The sequence below is a fragment of the Microbacterium sp. GCM10027623 genome, assembly GCF_042666935.1.
Taxonomy (GTDB): Bacteria; Actinomycetota; Actinomycetes; order Actinomycetales; family Microbacteriaceae; genus Microbacterium.
Map to the genome: position 1 here is coordinate 856,855 of NZ_JBHTHE010000002.1, position 21,201 is coordinate 878,055.

20 protein-coding genes and 1 tRNA gene are annotated in these 21,201 nt (G+C 69.4%); 15 read left to right on the forward strand and 6 right to left on the reverse strand.

The annotated features are described in order from the left end of the window. Positions 1-7: 7 nt before the first annotated feature. The 9 genes from ACFQY2_RS11445 (at position 8) to ACFQY2_RS11485 (ending at position 9,192) form a co-directional block, all read left to right on the forward strand. Positions 8-1,033: a PhoH family protein gene (locus ACFQY2_RS11445; protein ID WP_378746164.1), complete on the forward strand. Its 1,026-nt coding sequence runs from the start codon at positions 8-10 to the stop codon at positions 1,031-1,033. After that, a complete protein-coding gene (ybeY, locus tag ACFQY2_RS11450) occupies positions 1,030-1,488 on the forward strand; it encodes an rRNA maturation RNase YbeY (RefSeq protein ID WP_378745933.1) in 459 nt (152 codons plus the stop codon). The genes ACFQY2_RS11445 and ybeY overlap by 4 nt, the downstream gene beginning before the upstream one ends. Then, complete coding sequence (locus ACFQY2_RS11455; RefSeq protein WP_378745934.1) at positions 1,485-2,783, forward strand: hemolysin family protein; 1,299 nt, start codon at positions 1,485-1,487, stop codon at positions 2,781-2,783. The genes ybeY and ACFQY2_RS11455 overlap by 4 nt, the downstream gene beginning before the upstream one ends. Then, a complete protein-coding gene (era, locus tag ACFQY2_RS11460) occupies positions 2,776-3,726 on the forward strand; it encodes a GTPase Era (protein WP_378745935.1) in 951 nt (316 codons plus the stop codon). The genes ACFQY2_RS11455 and era overlap by 8 nt, the downstream gene beginning before the upstream one ends. An 18-nt stretch (positions 3,727-3,744) precedes the next feature. Continuing rightward, positions 3,745-4,692 (forward strand): zinc-binding alcohol dehydrogenase family protein, encoded by a 948-nt coding sequence (locus ACFQY2_RS11465; RefSeq protein WP_378745937.1) that lies wholly within the window; start codon positions 3,745-3,747, stop codon positions 4,690-4,692. 174 nt (positions 4,693-4,866) lie between these two features. After that, the gene (leuA, locus tag ACFQY2_RS11470; protein ID WP_378745938.1) at positions 4,867-6,621 is read left to right on the forward strand and encodes a 2-isopropylmalate synthase; all 1,755 of its coding nucleotides are present in this window, start codon (positions 4,867-4,869) and stop codon (positions 6,619-6,621) included. Between the two features lie 95 nt (positions 6,622-6,716). After that, a complete protein-coding gene (gene recO, locus ACFQY2_RS11475) occupies positions 6,717-7,478 on the forward strand; it encodes a DNA repair protein RecO (RefSeq protein WP_378745939.1) in 762 nt (253 codons plus the stop codon). Beyond that, positions 7,475-8,278, forward strand: a complete 804-nt coding sequence (locus ACFQY2_RS11480; protein ID WP_378745940.1) for an isoprenyl transferase — start codon at positions 7,475-7,477, stop codon at positions 8,276-8,278. The genes recO and ACFQY2_RS11480 overlap by 4 nt, the downstream gene beginning before the upstream one ends. Before the next feature lie 215 nt (positions 8,279-8,493). Further along, positions 8,494-9,192, forward strand: a complete 699-nt coding sequence (locus ACFQY2_RS11485; protein ID WP_378745941.1) for a DsbA family protein — start codon at positions 8,494-8,496, stop codon at positions 9,190-9,192. A gap of 48 nt (positions 9,193-9,240) precedes the next feature. On the opposite strand, the gene ACFQY2_RS11490 is transcribed toward ACFQY2_RS11485, so the two are convergent. Beyond that, entirely contained in the window at positions 9,241-9,735 is a 495-nt protein-coding gene (locus tag ACFQY2_RS11490; protein ID WP_378745942.1) for a glutathione peroxidase, read from the reverse strand. A 60-nt stretch (positions 9,736-9,795) separates the two neighbouring features. Between ACFQY2_RS11490 and dusB the strand changes: the two genes are divergently transcribed. From dusB to ACFQY2_RS11515, 5 genes are all read left to right on the forward strand, one after another. Further along, positions 9,796-10,971, forward strand: a complete 1,176-nt coding sequence (gene dusB / locus ACFQY2_RS11495) for a tRNA dihydrouridine synthase DusB (protein ID WP_378745943.1) — start codon at positions 9,796-9,798, stop codon at positions 10,969-10,971. Further along, complete coding sequence (locus ACFQY2_RS11500; protein ID WP_378745944.1) at positions 10,961-12,346, forward strand: deoxyguanosinetriphosphate triphosphohydrolase; 1,386 nt, start codon at positions 10,961-10,963, stop codon at positions 12,344-12,346. The genes dusB and ACFQY2_RS11500 overlap by 11 nt, the downstream gene beginning before the upstream one ends. Continuing rightward, positions 12,346-14,208 carry a DNA primase gene (gene dnaG, locus ACFQY2_RS11505; RefSeq protein ID WP_378745945.1) on the forward strand — a complete coding sequence of 621 codons (1,863 nt, stop codon included), beginning with the start codon at positions 12,346-12,348 and terminating at the stop codon, positions 14,206-14,208. The genes ACFQY2_RS11500 and dnaG overlap by 1 nt, the downstream gene beginning before the upstream one ends. Before the next feature lie 34 nt (positions 14,209-14,242). Further along, the gene (locus tag ACFQY2_RS11510; RefSeq protein ID WP_378745947.1) at positions 14,243-15,010 is read left to right on the forward strand and encodes an ATP-binding cassette domain-containing protein; all 768 of its coding nucleotides are present in this window, start codon (positions 14,243-14,245) and stop codon (positions 15,008-15,010) included. 88 nt (positions 15,011-15,098) lie between these two features. After that, positions 15,099-15,174, forward strand: a tRNA-Asn gene (locus tag ACFQY2_RS11515). Positions 15,175-15,266: 92 nt separating this feature from the next. Here ACFQY2_RS11515 and ACFQY2_RS11520 read toward each other — a convergent pair. Continuing rightward, positions 15,267-16,253: a diaminopimelate dehydrogenase gene (locus tag ACFQY2_RS11520; protein WP_378746165.1), complete on the reverse strand. Its 987-nt coding sequence runs from the start codon at positions 16,251-16,253 to the stop codon at positions 15,267-15,269. After that, the gene (def, locus tag ACFQY2_RS11525) at positions 16,253-16,819 is read right to left on the reverse strand and encodes a peptide deformylase (protein ID WP_378745948.1); all 567 of its coding nucleotides are present in this window, start codon (positions 16,817-16,819) and stop codon (positions 16,253-16,255) included. The genes ACFQY2_RS11520 and def overlap by 1 nt, the downstream gene beginning before the upstream one ends. 58 nt (positions 16,820-16,877) lie before the next feature. Between def and ACFQY2_RS11530 the strand changes: the two genes are divergently transcribed. Further along, positions 16,878-17,936 carry a DMT family transporter gene (locus ACFQY2_RS11530; RefSeq protein WP_378745949.1) on the forward strand — a complete coding sequence of 353 codons (1,059 nt, stop codon included), beginning with the start codon at positions 16,878-16,880 and terminating at the stop codon, positions 17,934-17,936. On the opposite strand, the gene pgl is transcribed toward ACFQY2_RS11530, so the two are convergent. From pgl to zwf, 3 genes are read right to left on the reverse strand one after another with little or no spacing between them, the layout of a single operon-like run. Next, positions 17,930-18,709 carry a 6-phosphogluconolactonase gene (pgl, locus tag ACFQY2_RS11535; RefSeq protein WP_378745950.1) on the reverse strand — a complete coding sequence of 260 codons (780 nt, stop codon included), beginning with the start codon at positions 18,707-18,709 and terminating at the stop codon, positions 17,930-17,932. The genes ACFQY2_RS11530 and pgl overlap by 7 nt on opposite strands. 4 nt (positions 18,710-18,713) lie before the next feature. Further along, positions 18,714-19,649 (reverse strand): glucose-6-phosphate dehydrogenase assembly protein OpcA, encoded by a 936-nt coding sequence (locus ACFQY2_RS11540; protein WP_378745951.1) that lies wholly within the window; start codon positions 19,647-19,649, stop codon positions 18,714-18,716. Beyond that, positions 19,646-21,196 (reverse strand): glucose-6-phosphate dehydrogenase, encoded by a 1,551-nt coding sequence (gene zwf, locus ACFQY2_RS11545; RefSeq protein WP_378745952.1) that lies wholly within the window; start codon positions 21,194-21,196, stop codon positions 19,646-19,648. The genes ACFQY2_RS11540 and zwf overlap by 4 nt, the downstream gene beginning before the upstream one ends. Positions 21,197-21,201 lie beyond the last annotated feature (5 nt).

Sequence of the window (21,201 nt, forward strand, 5' to 3'; positions counted from 1 at the left end):
CGTCGCCATGGTGCAGCTGCTGGGCCCGCAGGACCGTCTGCTGCGCATGCTCGAGAAGCAGCATCCACGCGTCCAGGTGATGGTCCGAGGGAACGAGATCAATCTGGGCGGCTCGGCATCCGACGTCGAGGACGCCAAGAAGCTGGTGGAGGAGCTGCTGGAGATGACGCGCTCCGGACACGACCTGCTGCCCAGCGACGTGGAGCACTCCGCCCGCATCCTGCGGCGGGAGGAGGGCCCGCGTCCCAGCGAGGTGCTCGGCGAGGCGATCCTGACGACACGGGGTCGGGTGATCCGGCCGAAGACCCTCGGGCAGAAGGAGTACGTCGACGCGATCGAGGAGAACACGATCGTGTTCGGCATCGGCCCTGCCGGCACCGGGAAGACCTACCTCGCGATGGCCAAGGCCGTGCAGGCGCTGCAGCGGAAAGAGGTGCAGCGCATCATCCTGACGCGTCCGGCGGTCGAGGCGGGGGAGCGGCTGGGCTTTCTGCCCGGCTCGCTGACCGACAAGATCGATCCGTACCTGCGCCCGCTCTACGACGCGCTGAACGAGATGATGGACCCCGAGGTCGTGCCGCGCCTGATGGCGACCGGCACCATCGAGGTGGCGCCGTTGGCGTACATGCGGGGTCGCACCCTGAACGACTCGTTCGTCGTGCTCGACGAGGCGCAGAACACCACCCCCGAGCAGATGAAGATGTTCCTCACGCGCCTCGGCTTCGGCACGCGGATGGTCGTCACCGGCGACATCACGCAGGTCGATCTGCCGCAGGCCGCGTCGGGGCTGCGTCTGGTGACACGGGTGCTGAGCGACATCGAGGACATCCACTTCTCACGCCTCACCAGCGACGACATCGTGCGCCACTCGCTCGTGGGCCGGATCGTCGACGCCTACAGCGAGTACGACGAGCGACGCACCGCCGCGCGCGTCGAACGCGAGCAGGCGCACGAGTTCGCGAACCGCGCCGAGCGGCGAGCGGGCACGCGCCCGAACCCGAGAGACCGGAAGCCGAGACGGGGCCTGGAATGATCGAGATCAACAACGAGTCGGCGATCGAGATCGACGAGACCGTCCTGCAGCGACTCACGGACTTCAATCTCGCGCAGCTCCACGTCAGCCCCGACGCCGAAGTGGCGATCGTGCTGGTGGACGAGGGTGCCATGGAGTCGCTGCACGTGCAGTGGATGGACGAGCCCGGTCCCACCGACGTGCTCAGCTTCCCCATGGACGAGCTGCGGCCGGGCAGCCCGGATCGACCGACCCCGCCCGGGCTGCTGGGCGATATCGTGCTGTGCCCGCAGGTGGCGGAAGCGCAGGCCCAGGCGGCCGGTCATACGCTGATGGACGAGCTGATCCTGCTCACCACGCACGGGCTGCTCCACCTGCTGGGCTTCGACCACGCCGAGCCCGACGACGAGCGTGAGATGTTCGGGCTGCAGAAGACCCTCATCGACGGCTTCGCGCGTTCCGAACGGCACCGATGACACCGGTAGCACTCCTCGCCGTCGCGGTGCTCATGGTCGCCTTCGGCGGCGTGATGGCTGCGGTCGACGCCGCGTTCTCGGTCAGTTCCACCTCCGACCTGGAGGAGCTCGCCGAGACCGGTCGCGGCGCGTCGGCGCTGCGCCGTATCGCGGCCGACCCCGACCCGCACGTCAACGCCGTCGCCTTCATGCGCGTGCTGTCGGAGACCACCGCCGCCGTGCTCGTCACCGTCGCGCTGGATTCGCTCCTGCCCAGCATCTGGTGGGCCATGCTCGCCGCCGTGGTGCTGATGACCGGCATCACGTTCGTGCTCGTGGGCGCCAGCCCGCGCTCCTACGGCCGCCTGCACGCCGCCGGCATCCTGCGGGCCTGGGCTCCCACGGTCCGTGGTGTGCGCATCCTGCTCGGCCCGCTCGCGCAGGCGCTGGTCCGCGCCGGGCGCCGGGTGACCCCCGGAGGCGGGCGCAGCAGCTTCGCATCCGAGGAGCAACTGCTGAGCATGGTCGACGAGGCCGCGTCGCATGACCTCATCGAGGAGGACGACCGTGATCTCATCCACTCCGTCTTCGATTTCACCGACCAGTTCGTGCGGGCCGTCATGGTGCCGCGCACGGAGATCCTGACCGTGGACGCCGCCGCCACGACCACCGAGGCGATGGACCTGTTCCTGCGCAGCGGCGTGTCCCGCATGCCGGTGGTCGACGACGACGCGGATGACATCGTCGGAGTGCTCTATCTCAAGGACCTCGTGCAGTTCGCCTACCGGGACGAGAGCTCGTGGCGGGGGGCTCCGGTCAGGCCGATCGCCCGGCCGGCGATCTTCGTGCCCGAATCGATGCGCGCCGAGACGCTGCTGCAGCAGATGAAGCGCGACGCCGTGCACGTGTGCATCGTGATCGACGAGCACGGCGGCATCTCCGGCCTGATCACGCTGGAGGACCTGATCGAGGAGCTGGTGGGCGAGATCGCCGACGAGTACGACCGCGGTCCCGCCGAAGTGGTCGAACTGGGGGTGGGGCGCTATCGGGTGAACTCCCGGATGCCGCTCGAGGACGTGGGCGACCTGTTCGGGCTGGAAGTCGAGGACGAGGACGTCGACTCCATCGGGGGACTGCTCGGCAAGGAACTCGGACGGATCCCCCAACCGGGCGCGACGGCCACCGTGCAGGGACTCGTGCTCACCGGGGGAGCGTCGCGCGGCCGAGGCCGCGGCATCGCGACGGTGTTCGTGGAGCGGGCTCCCGAGGGGCATGATGGGGACGGCGATCGTGACGGAGGACAGCGGGATGACTGAGCACAGGGACGAGACCGCGCACGGCGACGGCAGCGAGCAGGCGACCGGCGGCGCGCAGACGCGCAGCGGGTTCGTGACGTTCGTGGGCCGGCCGAACGTGGGCAAGTCGACGCTGACGAACGCTCTGGTGGGCGAGAAGATCGCGATCACCAGCGAGAAGCCGCAGACCACCCGACGCGCCATCCGGGGCATCCTGAACCGCCCCGACGGGCAGCTGGTGATCGTCGACACACCCGGCATCCACCGCCCTCGCACCCTGCTCGGAGAGCGCCTCAACGACCTGGTGGAACAGGTTCTCGGGGATGTCGACGTGATCGGCTTCTGCGTGCCCGCCACCGAGAAGGTGGGCCCGGGCGACCGCAGGATCGCCGCCTCCCTGGATGGCTACTCGCGGGCCAAGAAGATCGCGATCGTCACCAAGACGGATGCCGCCGACAAGGACGACATCATCGAGCGCCTCATGGAGGTCGACTCGCTGCGGGAGGACTGGGCCGCGGTCATTCCGCTCTCCGCCGTCGGAAGCGATCAGCTGGACGTGCTCGCCGACGAGATGCTCAAGCTGATGCCGCGCGGGCCTCGACTGTACGAGGACGGCATCGTCACCGACGAGTCCGAGGAGGACCGCATCGCGGAGATCATCCGCGAAGCGTCTCTGGAGGGTGTGCGCGACGAGCTGCCGCACTCCATCGCCGTCGTCGTGGACGACATCGCACCGCGCGAGAACAGCGACCTCACCGACGTGTACGCCTCGATCGTCGTCGAGCGCGACAGCCAGAAGGCCATCATCATCGGGCACAAGGGCTCGCGGCTGCGGGACGTCGGCGCCGTCGCCCGCGCGGACATCGAGAGACTGCTCGGCACCCGCGTGTTCCTCAAGCTGCATGTGAAGGTCGCCAGGGAGTGGCAGCGCGATCCCAAGCAGCTGGGGCGCCTGGGATTCTGAGAGGCGGACGAGGCTGAGATGGCACTGCACTGGATCGCACCGGACTTCGGCTCGCCCGACACCTGGCGCTTCGAGGAGTACGACGTGCCGACGCCCGGCCCCGGCGAGGTCACGATCCGCGTGCTGGCGGCCGGCGTGAACCCCGCGGATGCCAAGCACGTCGCCCGACCGCGCCCCGGCATCGAGATGCCCGTGCCGATCGGGTACGAGATCTCGGGGATGCTCACGGCGATCGGGCCGGACACCGAGATCGTCACCGGTCCGGCAGTCGTCGGCGACGAGGTCATCGCCTTCCGGGTGCGCGGCGGTTATGCGACCGAGATCACCGTGCCGGCGCAGAAGGTGCTGCGCAAGCCCGCCGCCCTCAGCCATCCCGAGGCCGCGAACCTCCTGCTGGCCGGCACCACCGCGGCGGAGATGCTTGAGGTCGTGCGTGCGCAGCCGGGGGACACCCTGCTGCTGCACGGGGCATCCGGTGCGGTGGGTGTCAGCGTGCTGCAGCAGGCGGCTCTGCGCGGCATCCGGGTGATCGGCACCGCCTCGCCGGAGCGATTCGACGAGGTGCGCCGCTTCGGCGGCATCCCGGTGGAGTACGGCGACGGACTGCGGGAGCGCATCGCGGCGGCGCTCGACGCGGCCGGCTCGGGGCATGTCGATGCCGCGCTGGACGCCGTCGGCACCGACGAAGCGGTGACCGTCTCCCGGGAACTCGTGGACGACCCGTCGCGCATCGTGACCATCGCCGCACCCGCAGCCGCTGCCGAGCACGGCTTCCACGCGATCGCCGGCTCGATGCCGGCCAGCGCAGACTTCCGCGACGGCATCCGCGAGCATCTGGTCGAGCTGGCCGAACGCGGCGATCTCCTCGTGCCCGTGGCCCGCGAATTCCCGCTCGATCAGGCGCCCCAGGCGCTGGCGCTCTCGGCATCCGGGCATCCCGGCGGCAAGATCGCGCTGATCCCCTGACCGGCCGCGACGGCATCGCGCGAGCAATGTGCCAAGCAGGGTGTTAGCATTTGGGCATGCCTCTGGGCGGTCTGCTTCTTCTTAGCTGCCGTGACGAGTCCTGAACTTCGGGCCTTCTCGTCGCGGCGCTCGTGTTGGCCTGAGCACATTTCCTGACGAAGAGAAGCCCCCATCATGAAGAACACCCAGAAGCCGTCGGCGATGCCGGTGCACAAGTATCGCCCCTTCCACGAGCAGATCGCCGTCGACCTGCCCGACCGCACCTGGCCCTCGAAGCGGATCACCCAGGCGCCGCGCTGGTGCGCGGTCGACCTGCGCGACGGAAACCAGGCCCTCATCGACCCGATGTCGCCCGAGCGCAAGCGGGTGATGTTCGAACTGCTCGTCAGCATGGGCTACAAGGAGATCGAGGTGGGGTTCCCGTCGGCGAGCCAGACCGACTTCGACTTCGTGCGTCAGCTCATCGAGGAGAACCTGATTCCGGACGACGTCACCATCCAGGTGCTGACCCAGTGTCGCGAGCACCTCATCGAGCGCACCTACGAGGCCATCTCCGGCGCCAAGCAGGCCATCGTGCACTTCTACAACTCCACCAGCGTGCTGCAGCGCGAGGTGGTGTTCCGCTCGGACCGCGAGGGCGTCAAGCAGATCGCCCTGGAGGGCGCCCGTCTCTGCCGTGAGTTCGAGAAGCGGATCCCGGACACCGAGGTCTACTACGAGTACTCGCCGGAGAGCTACACCGGCACCGAGCTGGAGTACGCGGTCGAGGTGTGCAACGCGGTGATCGAGGTGTTGGAGCCCACCCCAGACCGCAAGGTGATCATCAACCTGCCGGCCACCGTGGAGATGGCGACCCCCAACGTCTACGCGGACTCGATCGAGTGGATGAGCCGGCGCCTCGCACACCGCGAGAACGTGATCCTGTCGCTGCACCCGCACAACGACCGCGGGACGGCGGTCGCCGCCGCCGAACTGGGCTACCTGGCGGGCGCCGATCGCATCGAAGGATGCCTGTTCGGCAACGGCGAGCGCACCGGCAACGTCGACCTGGTCGCCCTGGGCATCAACATGTTCACGCAGGGCATCGACCCGCAGATCGACTTCAGCGACATCGATCAGGTCAAGCGCACCGTCGAGTACTGCAACCAGCTGCCGATCCCCGAGAGGCACCCGTGGGTCGGCGACCTCGTGTTCACCGCATTCAGCGGGTCGCACCAGGACGCCATCAAGAAGGGCTTCGAATCGATGGCGGCCAAGGCCGAGGCGCAGGGCGTGACGGTCGACGACATCGAATGGGCCGTGCCGTACCTGCCGGTCGACCCGAAGGATCTGGGCCGTTCGTACGAGGCGGTCATCCGCGTGAACTCGCAGTCCGGCAAGGGCGGCGTCGCCTACCTGCTGAAGACGGACCACGCGCTGGATCTGCCCCGCAAGCTGCAGATCGAGTTCTCGGGCGTCGTGCAGGCGAAGACGGATGCCGAGGGCGGCGAGGTCACGAGCGACCAGATCTGGTCGATCTTCAACGACGAGTATCTGCCCGCCGATGACGACGACGCCAAGTGGGGCCGCTTCGAGCTGCTCGGCACGCAGACGCGCAGCGACATGACCGGCGAGGTCTCGCTGGATGTCGTGCTGCGCGACGGCGACGAGCGGGTGGCGACGGCGGGCACCGGCAACGGGCCCATCGCAGCGTTCATCGAGATCCTGCGCGAGCGCGGTTTCGCCGTCTCGCTGTACGACTACGTCGAGCACACCATGTCCAGCGGAGGCGACGCCCAGGCGGCGGCCTACGTCGAGCTGCAGGTGGACGACCACCGTCTGTGGGGCGTGGGGATCGACGGCGACATCTCGACCGCATCCCTCAAGGCGATCGTGTCGTGCGTGAACCGATCGATCCGCTCGCGCGCCTCGGAGCTGGTCGAGGCCTGACGCTGCGGCGTCGATCCCGGTCCGGGCGGATCGGGATCGACGCCGCGACGGTCGGGCCTGCGGCCGGACCGGCATGGGCGGGGGATAATCGATGAGTGCCCACCTATCGAGACGAAGCGGTGATCCTGCGCACTCACAAACTGGGTGAGGCCGATCGGATCGTCACCATGCTCTCGCGCCGCAACGGCAAGATCCGTGCCGTGGCGAAGGGCGTGCGCCGCACATCGTCGAAGTTCGGATCGCGGCTCGAGCCGTTCATGGTGGCGGACGTGCAGCTGTACCAGGGACGCTCGCTCGACATCGTGCAGCAGGCGGAATCGCTGGGCACCTACGGTGCTGAGATCGCTGCGGACTACGAGCGGTTCACGGCGGCCAGTGCCATGGTCGAGACCGCCGACCGACTCAACGAGTCCGAGGCCACACCCGATCAGTACCTGCTGTTGGTCGGTGGCCTGCGCTCGCTGTCCCGCGGCGAGCACGCCGCGCGCAGCATCCTGAACTCCTACCTGCTCCGAGTGATGGCGCTCTCCGGCTGGGCGCCGGCACTCGACGACTGTGCTCGCTGCGGCGCGGCGGGTCCGCACCTGCACTTCGGCGCGCAGCTGGGCGGGGCGGTGTGCCCGGACTGCGCGCCGGCCGGCAGCCCGCGTATCTCCGCGTCGACGCTCGGCCTGCTGCGCGCACTGATGCGCGGCGACTGGGAATCGGTCGACGCGGCGGCGCCGGGCGATCTGGCCGCGGCCTCCGGTACGGTCGCTGCCTACGCGCAGTGGCACCTGGAGCGCGGCATCCGCTCTCTCGAGCACGTGGTCGCACCCGAGCGACTCGCTCCCTTCCCACGACGAGGATCCCCGTGACCCCGAAGCCCTATACGCACAAGGACGCGGTGCCGTTCCGCCCGCTGGACTGGACGGGCTCTCACCCGCCGGAGTTCCCGGCCGTTCCGAAACATGTCGCGATCGTCATGGACGGCAACGGGCGCTGGGCGAACCGGCGGGGGCTGACCCGCATCCAGGGCCACAAGGCCGGCGAGGAGGTTCTGCTCGACGTCGTGGCGGGCGCCATCCAGGCCGGCGTGAGGCACCTGTCCGTCTATGCGTTCTCGACGGAGAACTGGGCGCGGTCCCCGGAGGAGGTCCGCTTCCTGATGGGCTACAACCGCGATGTGCTGCATCGTCGCCGCGACCAGCTCAACGAGTGGGGTGTCCGGGTGCGGTGGGCAGGACGCAGACCGCGGCTGTGGGGCTCGGTGGTCAAGGAGCTGCGGTTCGCCGAGGAGCTCACCCGCGACAACGACGTGCTGACGCTGACCATGTGCGTGAACTACGGCGGCCGGATCGAGCTGGTGGATGCCATGCGCGCTCTCGCCGAGGACGTCAGGTCCGGCCGGATCAAGCCGAGCGCCATCACGGAGAAGCAGATCCGCAAGCACCTCTATGTCCCGGAGATGCCGGACGTGGACCTGTTCCTGCGCAGCTCGGGCGAACAGCGCACATCCAACTTCCTGCTCTGGCAGTCGGCCTACGCGGAGATGGTCTTCCTCGACACCCTGTGGCCCGATTTCTCGCGGGAGGAGCTGTGGCGCGCGATCGGGATCTACCTGTCGAGGGACCGCCGCTTCGGCGGCGCCGTGGACGCACCGGTCGAGTCCTCCTGATCCACGGCGCCCGATCTGCGTGAGGCGGCGGCGCCCGATCTGCGGACGGCGGCGGCCGCCCGATCTGCGGAGGTCGTCCCGATCCGCTGACACATGTCGCGTATCCGTCCGCAGATCGTGCCCTCGTCGGCTGATCGGGCGGTCTCAGGCTGCTGGCGAGCCGGCGCTCGGGATGCCGCGGAATAGACCGAGGGGGTCGTGCGGTTGCATCGGTTGTGAGCGAACCCATCTCGATAGACATCTGGTCCGACATCGCCTGCCCGTGGTGCTACATCGGCAAGCGCAATCTCGAGACGGGACTGGCTGCTGTCGCCGGTGACGAGGACGCGCCGCAGGTGACCGTCACCTTCCACTCGTTCGAGCTCTCACCCGACACCCCGGTGGACTTCGACGGCGACGAGATCGACTTCCTGTCCGGTCACAAGGGCCTGCCGCGCGAGCAGGTCGTGGAGATGCTGGACAACGTCACGAACGTCGCCAGGAACGCCGGTCTGGAGTACCGCTTCGACCGGCTCAAGCACACGAACACGGTGAAGGCGCACGAGCTGCTGCACCACGCCAAGGAGCAGGGGCTTCAGCACGAGATGGAGGAGCGGCTGATGTCCGCGTACTTCACCGAGGGCAAGCATGTCGGCCGGGTCGACGATCTGGTGGAGCTCGCCGTCGAGGTCGGGTTGGACGCCGAGGCCGCGCGGGAGGCGCTCGAGTCGGCCAAGCACCTTCCCGACGTTCGGCAGGATCAGGCGCAGGCGCGCGCCTATGGCATCCAGGGCGTGCCGTTCTTCGTGATCGACGGTCAGTACGGCATCAGCGGCGCCCAGCCGCCGGCCGCGTTCGAGAACGTCATCCGCGACGTCTGGGCGGAGAAGAACGCCGAGACGACTGCCGAGGAACGGGATGTGACGGCGGGCTGACGCTCGCCCTCACCGGCGGCTCGGCGGATGAGATCCGCCGAGCCGGACTCACGCGGCGAGCGCCTCCTCGATCGCGGAGACGATCTCGGGCGAGTCCGGCAACTGCTTGGGACGGAACCGCTGCACGGAGCCGTCCCGGCCGACGAGGAACTTCTCGAAGTTCCACTCCACCCGGCCGCCCTTGCCCCTCGCGTCTGCCGTCTGCTTGAGGGCCTTGTAGAGCTCGTGAGCGCCGCGTCCGTTGACCTTGACCTTGTCGTTCACCGGGAAGCTGACACCGTAGGTCGTGGAGCAGAACTCCAGGATCTGCTCGATCGAACCCGGCTCCTGGCCCATGAACTGGTTGCACGGGAACCCGAGGACGGTGAACCCACGATCGGCATAGGTGCGCTGCAGCTGCTCCAGCTGTTCGTACTGGGGGGTCAGGCCGCACTTCGAGGCGACATTGACCACCAGGACCACGCCGGAGCCGTAGTCATCGAGTGTCTTCGTCGAGCCTTCGGCGTCGGAGAACGGGATCTGGCGGATGGTCGCGTCGGTCATGTCCACAGCCTAATTCCGCCGGGTCCAGCCGAGGCCGAGGTCTGGGAGAATGGAAGGGATATGACTCTCGCCACCACCTCCGCTCCCGCCCTGCGCATCGGCCCGATCGACCTCGACGTGCCCGTCGTCCTCGCCCCCATGGCGGGAATCACGAACACGGCGTTCCGGAGACTGTGCCGCGAGTACGGGGCGGGTCTCTACGTCAGCGAGATGATCACGTCGCGGGCTCTGGTCGAGCGCAACGCCATCACGATGCGCCTCATCCAGCACCACGAGAGCGAGACGCTCCGCTCGATCCAGCTGTACGGCGTGGACCCGGCCACGATCGCCGAGGCCGTGCGCATCATCGTCTCCGAGGACCGCGCCGACCACATCGACCTGAACTTCGGGTGTCCGGTGCCCAAGGTGACGCGCAAGGGCGGGGGGGCAGCGCTGCCGTGGAAGATCGGCCTCTTCGCCGACATCGTCGACCGCGCCGTCAAGGCGGCAGGAGAGGTGCCCCTGACCGTCAAGATGCGCAAGGGCATCAACGACGACCACCTCACCTACCTCGACGCCGGCCGTGCCGCGGAGGACGCCGGGGCCGCGGCCGTCGCGCTGCACGCGCGCACCGCCTCCCAGTACTACTCCGGACACGCGGACTGGAGTGCGATCGGCGAGCTGAAGCAGGCCGTCACCAGCATCCCCGTGCTGGGCAACGGCGACATCTGGTCGGCGGACGACGCCGTGCGGATGATGTCGGAGACCGGCGCCGACGGGGTCGTGGTGGGCCGCGGATGCCTGGGGCGCCCGTGGCTGTTCGGCGAACTCTCGGATGCTCTGGGCCCATCGACGGGCCCGGGGACCGCGACCCGGCGGCCGAAGGTCGACGCCACGCTGCAGTTCGTGGCGCAGGCGTTCCGCCGGCATGCGGAGCTGCTCGTGGAGTTCTTCGAGGACGAGGACCGCGGATGCAAGGACGTGCGCAAGCATGTCGCCTGGTACTTCAAGGGCTATCCCGTCGGCGGAGAGGTGCGGGCGGCTCTGGCCAGGGCGTCCAGCCTGCAGGAGATCGACGATCTGCTCGGCACGTTGGGCGACGCACCGTATCCCGGCGTCGGCGCCGAGGGCCAGCGCGGTCGTGCGGGCTCTCCCAAGCGCACGGCACTGCCGGAGGGCTGGCTGGACTCACGGGACATCGGTGCGGGCGTCGGCGACATGATGCGCGGTGCGGAGGTCGAGAACAGTGGTGGTTGACCCGGTGGCGGATGCAGGGACGCCGGGTTACGGCGCGCACGACGCCGAGCGGTTCTTCTCCGAGACGCACAGGTCGGAGCGCAACGATTTCTCCCGTGACCGCGCCCGCGTGCTGCACTCCGCGGCGCTGCGCCGTCTCGCAGCGAAGACGCAGGTCCTCAGCCCCGCCAGCACGGCCGACTTCGCCCGCAACCGTCTCACGCACTCGCTGGAGGTCGCTCAGGTCGGACGTGAGCTGGCCAGCGCGCTGGGCGTGTCCGAGGACGTCGTCGACACGGCCTGCCTCAGTCATGACCTCGGGCACCCGCCCTTCGGGCACAACGGGGAGCGCGCCCTCAACGACTGGTCAGCCGACATCGGCGGCTTCGAGGGCAACGCGCAGTCCCTGCGCATCCTCACCCGTCTGGAGACGAAGGTGATGGACGACGACGGTCACTCCGTCGGCCTGAACCTGACCAGGGCGAGCCTCGACGCGGCCTGCAAGTACCCCTGGACGATCGACAACCCGATGCCGGACCCCGGCGGTCGTCTGAAGTTCGGCGTGTACCCCGAGGACGAACCGGTCTTCCGCTGGATGCGCGACGGCGCGCCGGGACGGATGCGCTGCATCGAGGCCGAGATCATGGACCTCTCCGATGACATCGGCTATTCCGTGCACGACTTCGAGGACGCCATCCTGAACGGCTACCTGGACGTCGCCCAGCTCTCCGATCCCGTCGAGCATGACGCGCTGATCGACCGGATCCAGCAGTGGGTCGGCTACGACTACACCCGCGAGGAGCTCGCCGACGCCCTGTACCGGCTGGCGCGGCAGCCGATGTGGCTGAGCACCTTCGACCGATCGCGGCGCGACCTCGCCCGTCTGAAGAACCTCACGAGCGACCTCATCGGTCGCTTCGCGCGCGCGGCGGTGGCCGCGACCCGAGAGGCGCACCCCGGCCCCTCGATCGCCCGCTACAGCGGACACGTCGTGGTTCCGCGCGTCGTGGAGACCGAGATCGCCGTGCTCAAGGGCATCATGGGGCAGGCGATCGTCACCATCGACGCGCGCAAGGGCGTCTACAAGGAGCAGCGTCGCGTGCTGGGCCGACTTGCAGATGCGCTGTGGTCCACCGATGCGCTGTGGTCGGCAGGCGCCGACGTGCTCGAGCCGGCGTTCGCCGCGGACTTCCTCGCCGCGACGACGGATGCCGAGCGGGCTCGCGTCGTCGTGGACCAGATCGCCAGCCTGACCGACCAGACGGCCGTCGACTGGCACAACCGCCTGGTCGGCGAGATCGACCCGGCAGAGGTCGGCATCTGGACGCCGCGGCACGCACGGGCCGTGGTGCACCGGCGTCCCGCTCCACGAGCGACCGTCGAAGAGGTCCGCTGATGCCCCGCATCCTGCAGGCCGACGTCGAAGAGGTGAAGTCCCGCACCAACATCGCGGACATCATCGGCGAGCGCGTGGCGCTGAAATCCGCCGGCGTCGGGTCGTTGAAGGGGCTGTGCCCGTTCCACGACGAGAAGAGCCCCAGCTTCCACGTGCGCCCGCAGGTGGGGTTCTACCACTGTTTCGGATGCGGTGCCTCCGGCGACGTGTACTCCTTCCTGCGCGAGATGGATCACGTCAGCTTCACCGAGGCGGTCGAACGGCTGGCGGGGCGCGTCGGCTACGCCCTGCACTACGAGGACGGCGGCGCGGCCCCCGAGAGCAGCGGACGCAGCCGGCTGTACGCCGCCAACACCGCCGCGGCGGAGTACTTCCGCGGCCAGCTGCTGACACCCGAAGCCGAGAGCGCACGCCGCTTCCTCGGCGAGCGCGGTTTCGACGCCGGGTCGGCGGCGCACTTCGGTGTGGGCTACGCGCCCCGCGGGTGGGACAAGATGCTCACCGCGCTGAGCGATCAGGGCTTCACCCGGGAAGAGCTCAGCAGCGCCGGCCTCGTCTCCACCGGGCAGCGCGGCGTGTACGACCGGTTCCGGGGACGCGTCGTCTGGCCGATCCGCGACGTCACCGGGCAGACGATCGGCTTCGGCGCCCGCAAGCTGTACGACGACGATCAGGGTCCCAAGTACCTGAACACCCCGGAGACGCCGATCTACAAGAAGGCCCAGGTGCTGTACGGCTTGGACCTCGCCAAGCGCGACATCGCCCGCGGCGACCCGCGTCGCGTGGTCGTCGTGGAGGGCTACACCGACGTCATGGCCGCGCACCTCGCCGGCGTCACCACCGCCATCGCCACCTGTGGCACGGCCTTCGGCACCGAGCACATCAAGGTGCTGCGGCGTGTGATGGGCGACGACTCCGCGGCGGGGGAGATCGTCTTCACCTTCGACGGCGATGAGGCGGGTCAGAAGGCCGCGCTGCGCGCGTTCTCGGAGGATTCCCGGTTCACCGCACAGACGTTCGTGGCGGTGGCGCCCGATGGCCTGGACCCGTGCGATCTGCGCCTGCAGCGCGGTGACGCGGCCGTGCGGGGACTGATGGACGCGAAGGTTCCGATGTTCGAGTTCGCGATCGACCGCAAACTCGCCGGCTACGACCTCTCCACGGTCGAGGGGCAGGTCGGCGCGCTGCGCGCCGCGGCGCCCATCGTCGCGGTGATCCGTGACGAGCTGCTGCGCCCCGGCTATGAGCGCGTGCTGGCCCGCCGTCTCGGGATGGACCCGACCGACGTGCACCAGCAGGTGCTGAGGGCAGCGCGGGGAGCCGCGGCCGCCGAGCGCGAACCGCAACGGCCTGCGCAGCACTCGGCCACTCCTGACTCCGAGGCGCAGCCCACGCGCGTGCGACTGAGCGATCTTCCCCGCACCGCCGACGTCGCCATCGAGCGCGATGCCCTGATGGGCATCCTGCAGTACGGGCATCTCATCGACCAGGCCCTGCTGGAGCGCGCCGTGGCCGAGCCGTTCCGTCATCCGGCGCTGGACGCGGTGCGCGAGTCCGTGACCTCCGTCGAGGACCGCACGCGGGTCGGCTGGTCGACTTCGGCGGCCGACACGGTGCGCGAGCCGTACCGCGCTCTGGCGGGCGAACTGCTGATGATGCCGTTCCCCGCGAAGGACGAGGAACGAGCGCTGGTCTCCGCCACCGACCTGTGCCGACGTCTGATCCTGCGCACGATCGAGCGCGAGAAGAACGAGCTGCTCGGGGCCGTTCAGCGGGTCCCCGCCGACTCCGACGGCGGCCGTGCGCTGCGGATGCGCCTGCGGGACATCGACCTGGAACGGATGCGATTCGTCGAGTCCTGACCACGGGACCGCGAACTCCGGGCAGGATGGAGGCATGCCAGCCCCCAGCGACATCGCGATCGAGTGCTCCGACCTGGTGATCGACCGCATCGGCCACGGCGGCGTGACCCGGGCCATCGACGGCGTGACCTTCTCGGTGCGGCCCGGCGAGCTGCTCTGCGTCGGCGGGGCGACCGGATCCGGGAAGTCGACGCTCGTGGCGGCTCTCGCGGGCGTGCACGACTCCTCGCTGAAGGTTGCGGGCGGCCGCGCGGAGGTCTGCGGTGTCGACATCCGCAGGCCCGGGCGCCGGCGCCGGATGCTGACGGCTCTCAGCGGCTACGTGGCGCAGGGTGCCGGAGCGAACCTGCCCCCGCGACTGACCGTCGGCGAGGTCATCGCGGAGCCCATCACCTCACGCGAGAAGCGCGTCAACAGCAGGGCGCTCGCGATCAGGGTGGCGTCGCTGCTGGACGAGCTGCACCTGCCTCTCGGCGCGGCGGCGAAGTTCCCATACGAGCTCAGCGCGGGCATGCGTCAGCGTGTCGCGATCGCCCGCGCGTTCATGATGGAGCCGCGTGTGCTGATCGCGGACGAGCCGCTCGCGAATCTCGATCTCGAGGTCCGTCCGGTGGTGTTCGAGGCGATCACCCGGCGCCGCACCGAGCAGTCGATGGCGGCTCTGCTGGTCACGAACGACGCGGCGTTCATCCGTGAGCTGGACGCCGAGGCCCTGATGCTCCGCAGCGGGCATGTGGTCGCCAGGGGGATCGGTCGGAACCTCGTCTGGGCGCCCAACGCGGAGGCGGATGCCGCGCGCTGATCGCGCCACGCCCGGGGTTCCCTCCGTGTTCGAAGCAGGGTGCGGAGTTTGCTACGCTAGACGAGTTGCCCGCCCGCGGGGAACATGATCCTCGGTAGCTCAATTGGCAGAGCAGCCGGCTGTTAACCGGCAGGTTCTTGGTTCGAGTCCAAGCCGGGGAGCCAACCCCACGAAACCCCGCCCTCGAGGCGGGGTTTCGTCGTCGGGGGAGAGGCGGTCGCGTCGACGGGGGGGGGGGGGGGGGGAGAGGCGGACGTCAGAGCAGCTCTGCGCGCAGCTGCTCGGCCGGCTTGGGCGAGAGCAGGCCGGGAGCCACGTCGAACGGTGTCTTCGCGCCGTGGTCCCCGGCGGATGCCATCCGTGCGGCTGCACGCGCGTAGGCGACGAGCACGCTCGCCGTGAACTCCGGGTTCGAGTCCAGCGCGAGACGGAATTCCACGCTCTGACTCGTCCCTGCCGACGTGCTGCCGCTGCGGATCACGAAGCCGCCGTGCGGTGCGCCGGCGTGATCACGGACGAGTTCCTCGGCGGTGATGAAGTGCACCGTGGTGTCGTACGGCTCGAAGTAGTCCGGCATACCGACGATCGCGTCGCGAACCGCCTGCGCATCCGCGCCGTCTTCGAGCACCGCGAAGCATTCGCGGGTGTGCTTGTCGCGGGTGCTGAGCGACGGCTGCTGCCCCGCGCGCACGCGCGCGACCGCATCTGCGGAGGGGATCGTGTACTGGACGCCCCCGGCGACACCGGGAACGCGTCTGACGGCGTCAGAATGCCCCTGGCTGAGTCCGCGGCCCCAGAACGTGTGCGTCTCGCCCTGCGGCAGTATCGCCTCGCCGTAGAGGCGCTGCAGGGAGAACAGGCCCGGATCCCAGCCGGTGGAGATGATGGCGGTCGTTCCGCCCGCGCGCGCCGCGGCGTCGACGGCGGCGAAGTGCTCCGGAATGCGGGCGTGCGTGTCGAAGCTGTCGACGACGGAGAACTCGGATGCCAGAGACGGCGTCTGCACGGGCAGGTCGCTCTTGGAGCCGCCGCACAGCACCAGCACGTCGATCTCCTCGCGCATCGCCGGCAGGTCGTCGATGCGTCGCACGACCGTGTCTGCGCGGAGGGGAGTGATCGTGTGCGGATCGCGCCGGGAGAACACGCCCACCAGGTGCATGTCCGGGTTGCGCTCGAGGGATCGCTCCACACCTCGGCCGAGATTGCCGTAGCCGGCGATCGCGACGCGGATCGGCCCGTTCATCATCCCTCCAGATCGTCCACACCGGGCATCCAGCTCGACCCGCCGTGGGACCAGCCGCGTTTGCGGGCGATCTTCTGCGCGGTCTTCCAGTCGCCGTCCGAGAGACGGTCGACGTAGAGGATGCCATCGAGGTGGTCGTACTCGTGCTGCATGATCCGGGCGCGCCAGCCGTCCACTTCGATGCGCACCGGCGCACCCGCCAGGTCGGTGCCGGTCACCATCACCCGATCCGAGCGGCGCAGCGGGAACCGTTCGCCGGGGAAGGACAGACATCCCTCCGACTCCTCGTCCGGGTCGGGATCCCCCGGCTCGGTCGGTGCCATCCACAGGGTCGGGTTGATGATCTCGCCGCGCCACGGCTGCTCCTCGTCGTCCACGTACGAGTACACGTAGATGCGCAGAGCCACGCCCACCTGCGGGGCGGCGAGCCCCACGCCAGGCGCGAGATCCATCGTCTCGTACATGTCGGCGACGAGCGCGCGGATCTCGTCGGTGATCTCCGCGACCTCCGCTGCGGGGGAGTGCAGAACGGGGTCGCCCATGATGCGGATCGGAAGAACAGCCACGCCATAACCCTACTGGGCCGCTCACGCCGGGTAGGGTGAAACGGTGCAAGGGGCGGAAATGGCAACCGGGGTGAGCGACCAGCTGATCGGTGTCTTCCAGAACCCGGCTCTGCTGCTGGGAATCCCGCTGGCTCTCGCCGGCGCGGTGTTCATGTCACTGGGAGCGCAGTACCAGCATCGCGGCGTGGAGAAGGTGGAGAAGCTCACCGGCGTCGAAGGCGCCTCGGGCCTGAGCGGCGCTCAGCTGAAGAGCCTGCTGTCCCGTCCCTCATGGATCATCGGCACGATCATGCTGGGCTTCGCCATCATCTGCCAGCTCAGCGCCATCGCGATCGCCCCACTGATCGTCGTGCAGCCGCTGGGGGCCGTCGCCCTCGTCGTCACCACCCTGCTCAACGCCCGGGTCTCGGGCCATACCCCCACGAAGAAATCGCTCATCGCCATCGGCAGCTGCCTGGGTGGCATCTTCCTGTTCGTGGCGCTGGCCGCCCTGTACGCCGTCGAGCGGGAGATCAGCGATGAGGACCTCTTCACCATCCTCGCGGTGCTGCTGGTGGTCATCATCGCGCTCGGCACGTGCTGGCTGATTCTGCGGCGCCGCATGCGCGCACTCTTCTACGTCACCGGCGCCGGCATCCTGTACGGGTTCGTCGCCACACTGGCGAAGGCCGTGATCAGCCGCATCCAGGCCGGCAACTTCGAATGGCTCACGGTCGTGTGCGTCATCGCCCTCATCGCCGCGGCCGCCGTCGGCGCGTATTTCGTGCAGACGGCGTACAGCTCCGGCCCGCCCGACCTCGTCATCGCGGGCCTGACCGTGGTGGATCCGATCGTCGCCGTGCTGATCGGCGCTCTCGTGCTCGGTGAGGCGGATGCGGCACCGGTGCCGGTGCTGGTCCTGTTCGCGGTGGCAGGAGCGATCGCCGTGTTCGGCGTCTTCGGCCTCGCCCGGTACCATCCCCAGGTGCTCAGCGACAGTCAGGAGCTGGGGATACGGCGGGGCAGCGGCTCCTCACCCGACGGGCGCGGCCCTTCGACAGGCTCAGGGACCCCGCGTGGCTCGGGTGGCCCTCCGACAGGCCCAGGGACCCAGGCGGGCGACGCGCCGACTCAGTAGTCGAGATCGATGAGCTCGGGCGCGACCTCGGCCGCGGCCGCCTCATCGACGAAGAACACCGTGCGTCGGCGTCCCTTGGCACCCGCAGCGGGCACGCTGGCATAGCTGGCACCCGCCAGCGCGAGTCCGAGAGCCGACGCCTTGTCCGCACCGGTCAGCACGAGCCAGACCCGCTTGGACGCATTCAGCACCGGACGGGTGAGGGTCACCCGCTCCGCGGGAGGCTTGGGGGAGTTGCGCACCGGCAGGGCAGCGGCATCCGTCACCGTCACCTCCGTGCGGTCCGGGAACAGCGAGGCGATGTGACCGTCCGGCCCCACACCGAGGAAGCACACCGCGAACGACGGCCACCGCTCGTCGTCCGTGCCGAAACGTGCGAGCTCGGCGGCGTACGCCGCAGCAGCCTCGTCCAGGCTCAGCCCGTCGGACGGGGCGGCCACCTCGTGGACGTTCTCGGCGGGCACCGGGATCCTGTCCAGGAAAGCGCGTCGCGACTGGAGCGAGTTGCGGTCGGGGTCATCGCGCTCGACGAAGCGCTCGTCGCCCCACCAGAAGTGCACGAGCGACCAGTCGATCTGCTCCGTCCTGGCGTCCTCGGCGGCGGCCGCCAGCACGGCACCGCCCATCGAGCCCCCGGTCAGGCAGATGTGCGCCACGCGCCCGTTCCGCGTGCGCGCGCGCACTCGGGTGAGGAACCGGTCGGCGACGCGCGCCGCCAGCGCCGCCGCTGTCGGCTCGACCACGACGGACTTGACCGATCCCTGCACCTTCATGCGCTCACGCTCCCTTGTCAGCGGGGCCCAGACGACTCCAGCCCTCGGTGATGACACGACCGTACAGCAGGTCCGCGTCGAGGCGCCTCAGCTCCTCTGCCAGGCACTCGCGCAGCGTGCGCCTCGGCAGGTGCAGCTCGTGATCGGGCTGGTCGGGCTGGGTGAGGATCGCCACCCCGGGCGTCGGGCGCTCCAGCAAGATGTCGCCGCTGGCGCGTGTCAGGCGCACCGACTTGATGCCCTCCTGCCAGTGCTCCGGGTCCTCATAGGACCAGCTGACCGGCACGTCCAGCGCCATCCGCAACCAGGCCGCCAGCAGCGCGGTCGACGGCGACGCCGCCGCGCCGCGCACCTCGACCGCGGTCACGCGCTCGTACGGGGGCTGATCGAGCACCGCGGCCAGCTGCTCGCGCCAGTGCGTGAGGCGGGTCCACGCCAGGTCGGTGTCGCCGGGGGCGTGGGTCTTGCCGAGCAGCGCGAGCCGGTCGCGGACGTCCGGCGAGGTCGCGGCGTCCGTGATGCGGCGCTGCGCGATGCGCCCGAGGGGCGATGCTGCGGCATCCGTGGGCGCCTCGTCCGGCCACCATGCCACGACCGGGGCATCAGGCAGGAGAAGACCTGTCACCAGGCTCTCGGTGTTGCTGGCCGCGTCGCCGAAGGCGTGCAGCACCACGACCTCGCTGGCGCCGGCGTCGCCGCCGACGCGGATCTGCGCGTCGAGGTGGGCGGATCCCTCGCCCGAGACCAGCACGATGACTCGCATCGGGTGCTCGCGGGAGGCGTCGTTGGCCGCGTCGATGGCGGCTTCGGCCACACCGTTGCGGGCGACGATCAGCAGCGTGAGCACACGACCGAGGGCGACCGCGCCGCCCTCCTCGCGGACCTTGACCAACTGCTTGGCCACCTGGCTCACTGTGGTGTCGGGAAGATCGATGATCACGGGCGTCTCCAGACTCGTCCATCGCGGGCTAGCAGGGCATCGGCGGAGGCCGGACCCCAGGAACCGGGCGCATACTGCTCCAACGGGGTGTGCAGCGAGGCCCAGTACTCCTCGACCGGATCGAGGATCTTCCAGGACAGCTCCACCTCCTCGTGGCGGGGGAACAGCGGTGGATCGCCGAGCAGGACGTCGAGGATCAGACGCTCGTACGCCTCGGGGCTGGCCTCCGTGAACGCGTGGCCGTAGCCGAAGTCCATCGTCACGTCGCGGACGTTCGCACCGCTGCCCGGCACCTTGGAGCCGAACCGGATGGTGACGCCCTCGTCGGGCTGCACGCGGATGACCAGGGCGTTCTGTCCCAGCTCGGAGGTCTGCGCGCGGCCGAACAGGTGTTCGGGCGCGCGCTTGAAGACCACGGCGATCTCCGTCACGCGACGGCCCAGGCGCTTGCCGGTGCGCAGGTAGAAGGGGACACCGGCCCAGCGGCGGGTGTCGATCTCGAGCTTGATCGCGGCGTAGGTCTCGGTGGTCGACTGCGGCGCCATGCCGTCCTCTTCGAGGAAGCCGTTCACCTTCTCACCGCCCTGCCAGCCGCCGGCGTACTGCCCGCGGGCCGTGGCGAGAGAGATGTCCTCGGGAAGGCGCACGGCCTCGAGGACCTTCTCCTTCTCGGCGCGCAGGTGGTCGGCCGACATGCTGATCGGCTCCTCCATGGCGGTCAGGGCCAGCAGCTGCAGCAGGTGGTTCTGGATGACGTCGCGTGCCGCTCCGATGCCGTCGTAGTAGCCGGCGCGGCCGCCCACGCCGATGTCCTCGGCCATCGTGATCTGCACGTGGTCGACGTAGTTCCGGTTCCACAGCGGCTCGTACAGCTCATTGGCGAAGCGCAGCGCCAGGATGTTCTGCACCGTCTCCTTGCCGAGGTAGTGGTCGATGCGGAAGATCGAGTCGGTGGGGAACGCGGACTCCAGTGCCTCGTTCAGCGCCCTGGCCGACTCGAGGTCGCTGCCGAAGGGCTTCTCGATCACCACGCGGCGCCAGTGCAGGTCCTTCGCGCTCTGCTCGCCGACCAGGCCGGACTCGCGCAGCTGCTTCGCCACCTGGGGGAACGCCTTCGGCGGGATGGACAGGTAGTAGGCGTGATTGCCCATCGTGCCCCGCTCGACGTCGAGCTTCTCGACGGTCTCGCGCAGGCGACGGAAGGATTCGGGATCGTCGAACGTGCCCTGCACGAAGCGGATGCCCTGCAGCAGCTGCTGCCAGGTCTCCTCACGGAACTCCGTGCGGGCATGCTCCTTTACCGCGTCGTACACGACCTGGGCGAAGTCCTGGTCCTCCCAGTCGCGGCGGGCGAAGCCCACCAGGGCGAACCCCGGCGGCAGCAGGCCGCGGTTGGCGAGGTCGTAGACGGCGGGCATCAGCTTCTTGCGTGACAGGTCGCCGGTCACACCGAAGATCACCAGCGCGCTGGGACCTGCGATGCGATTGAGACGACGGTCATCGGGGTCGCGGAGGGGGTTTCTTCCGCGCGAGATCGGGGCAGTCATCGAGG

Coding starts and splice junctions, on each gene's coding strand:
- ACFQY2_RS11510 (WP_378745947.1), top strand. CDS start 14,243: ATGCCAGCCCCCAGCGACATCGCGATCGAGTGCTCCGACCTGGTGATC.
- ACFQY2_RS11455 (WP_378745934.1), top strand. CDS start 1,485: ATGACACCGGTAGCACTCCTCGCCGTCGCGGTGCTCATGGTCGCCTTC.
- ACFQY2_RS11520 (WP_378746165.1), bottom strand. CDS start 16,253: ATGAACGGGCCGATCCGCGTCGCGATCGCCGGCTACGGCAATCTCGGC.
- ACFQY2_RS11465 (WP_378745937.1), top strand. CDS start 3,745: ATGGCACTGCACTGGATCGCACCGGACTTCGGCTCGCCCGACACCTGG.
- dusB (WP_378745943.1), top strand. CDS start 9,796: ATGACTCTCGCCACCACCTCCGCTCCCGCCCTGCGCATCGGCCCGATC.
- leuA (WP_378745938.1), top strand. CDS start 4,867: ATGAAGAACACCCAGAAGCCGTCGGCGATGCCGGTGCACAAGTATCGC.
- ACFQY2_RS11490 (WP_378745942.1), bottom strand. CDS start 9,735: ATGACCGACGCGACCATCCGCCAGATCCCGTTCTCCGACGCCGAAGGC.
- zwf (WP_378745952.1), bottom strand. CDS start 21,196: ATGACTGCCCCGATCTCGCGCGGAAGAAACCCCCTCCGCGACCCCGAT.
- era (WP_378745935.1), top strand. CDS start 2,776: ATGACTGAGCACAGGGACGAGACCGCGCACGGCGACGGCAGCGAGCAG.
- ACFQY2_RS11530 (WP_378745949.1), top strand. CDS start 16,878: ATGGCAACCGGGGTGAGCGACCAGCTGATCGGTGTCTTCCAGAACCCG.
- ybeY (WP_378745933.1), top strand. CDS start 1,030: ATGATCGAGATCAACAACGAGTCGGCGATCGAGATCGACGAGACCGTC.
- pgl (WP_378745950.1), bottom strand. CDS start 18,709: ATGAAGGTGCAGGGATCGGTCAAGTCCGTCGTGGTCGAGCCGACAGCG.
- ACFQY2_RS11445 (WP_378746164.1), top strand. CDS start 8: ATGGTGCAGCTGCTGGGCCCGCAGGACCGTCTGCTGCGCATGCTCGAG.
- dnaG (WP_378745945.1), top strand. CDS start 12,346: ATGCCCCGCATCCTGCAGGCCGACGTCGAAGAGGTGAAGTCCCGCACC.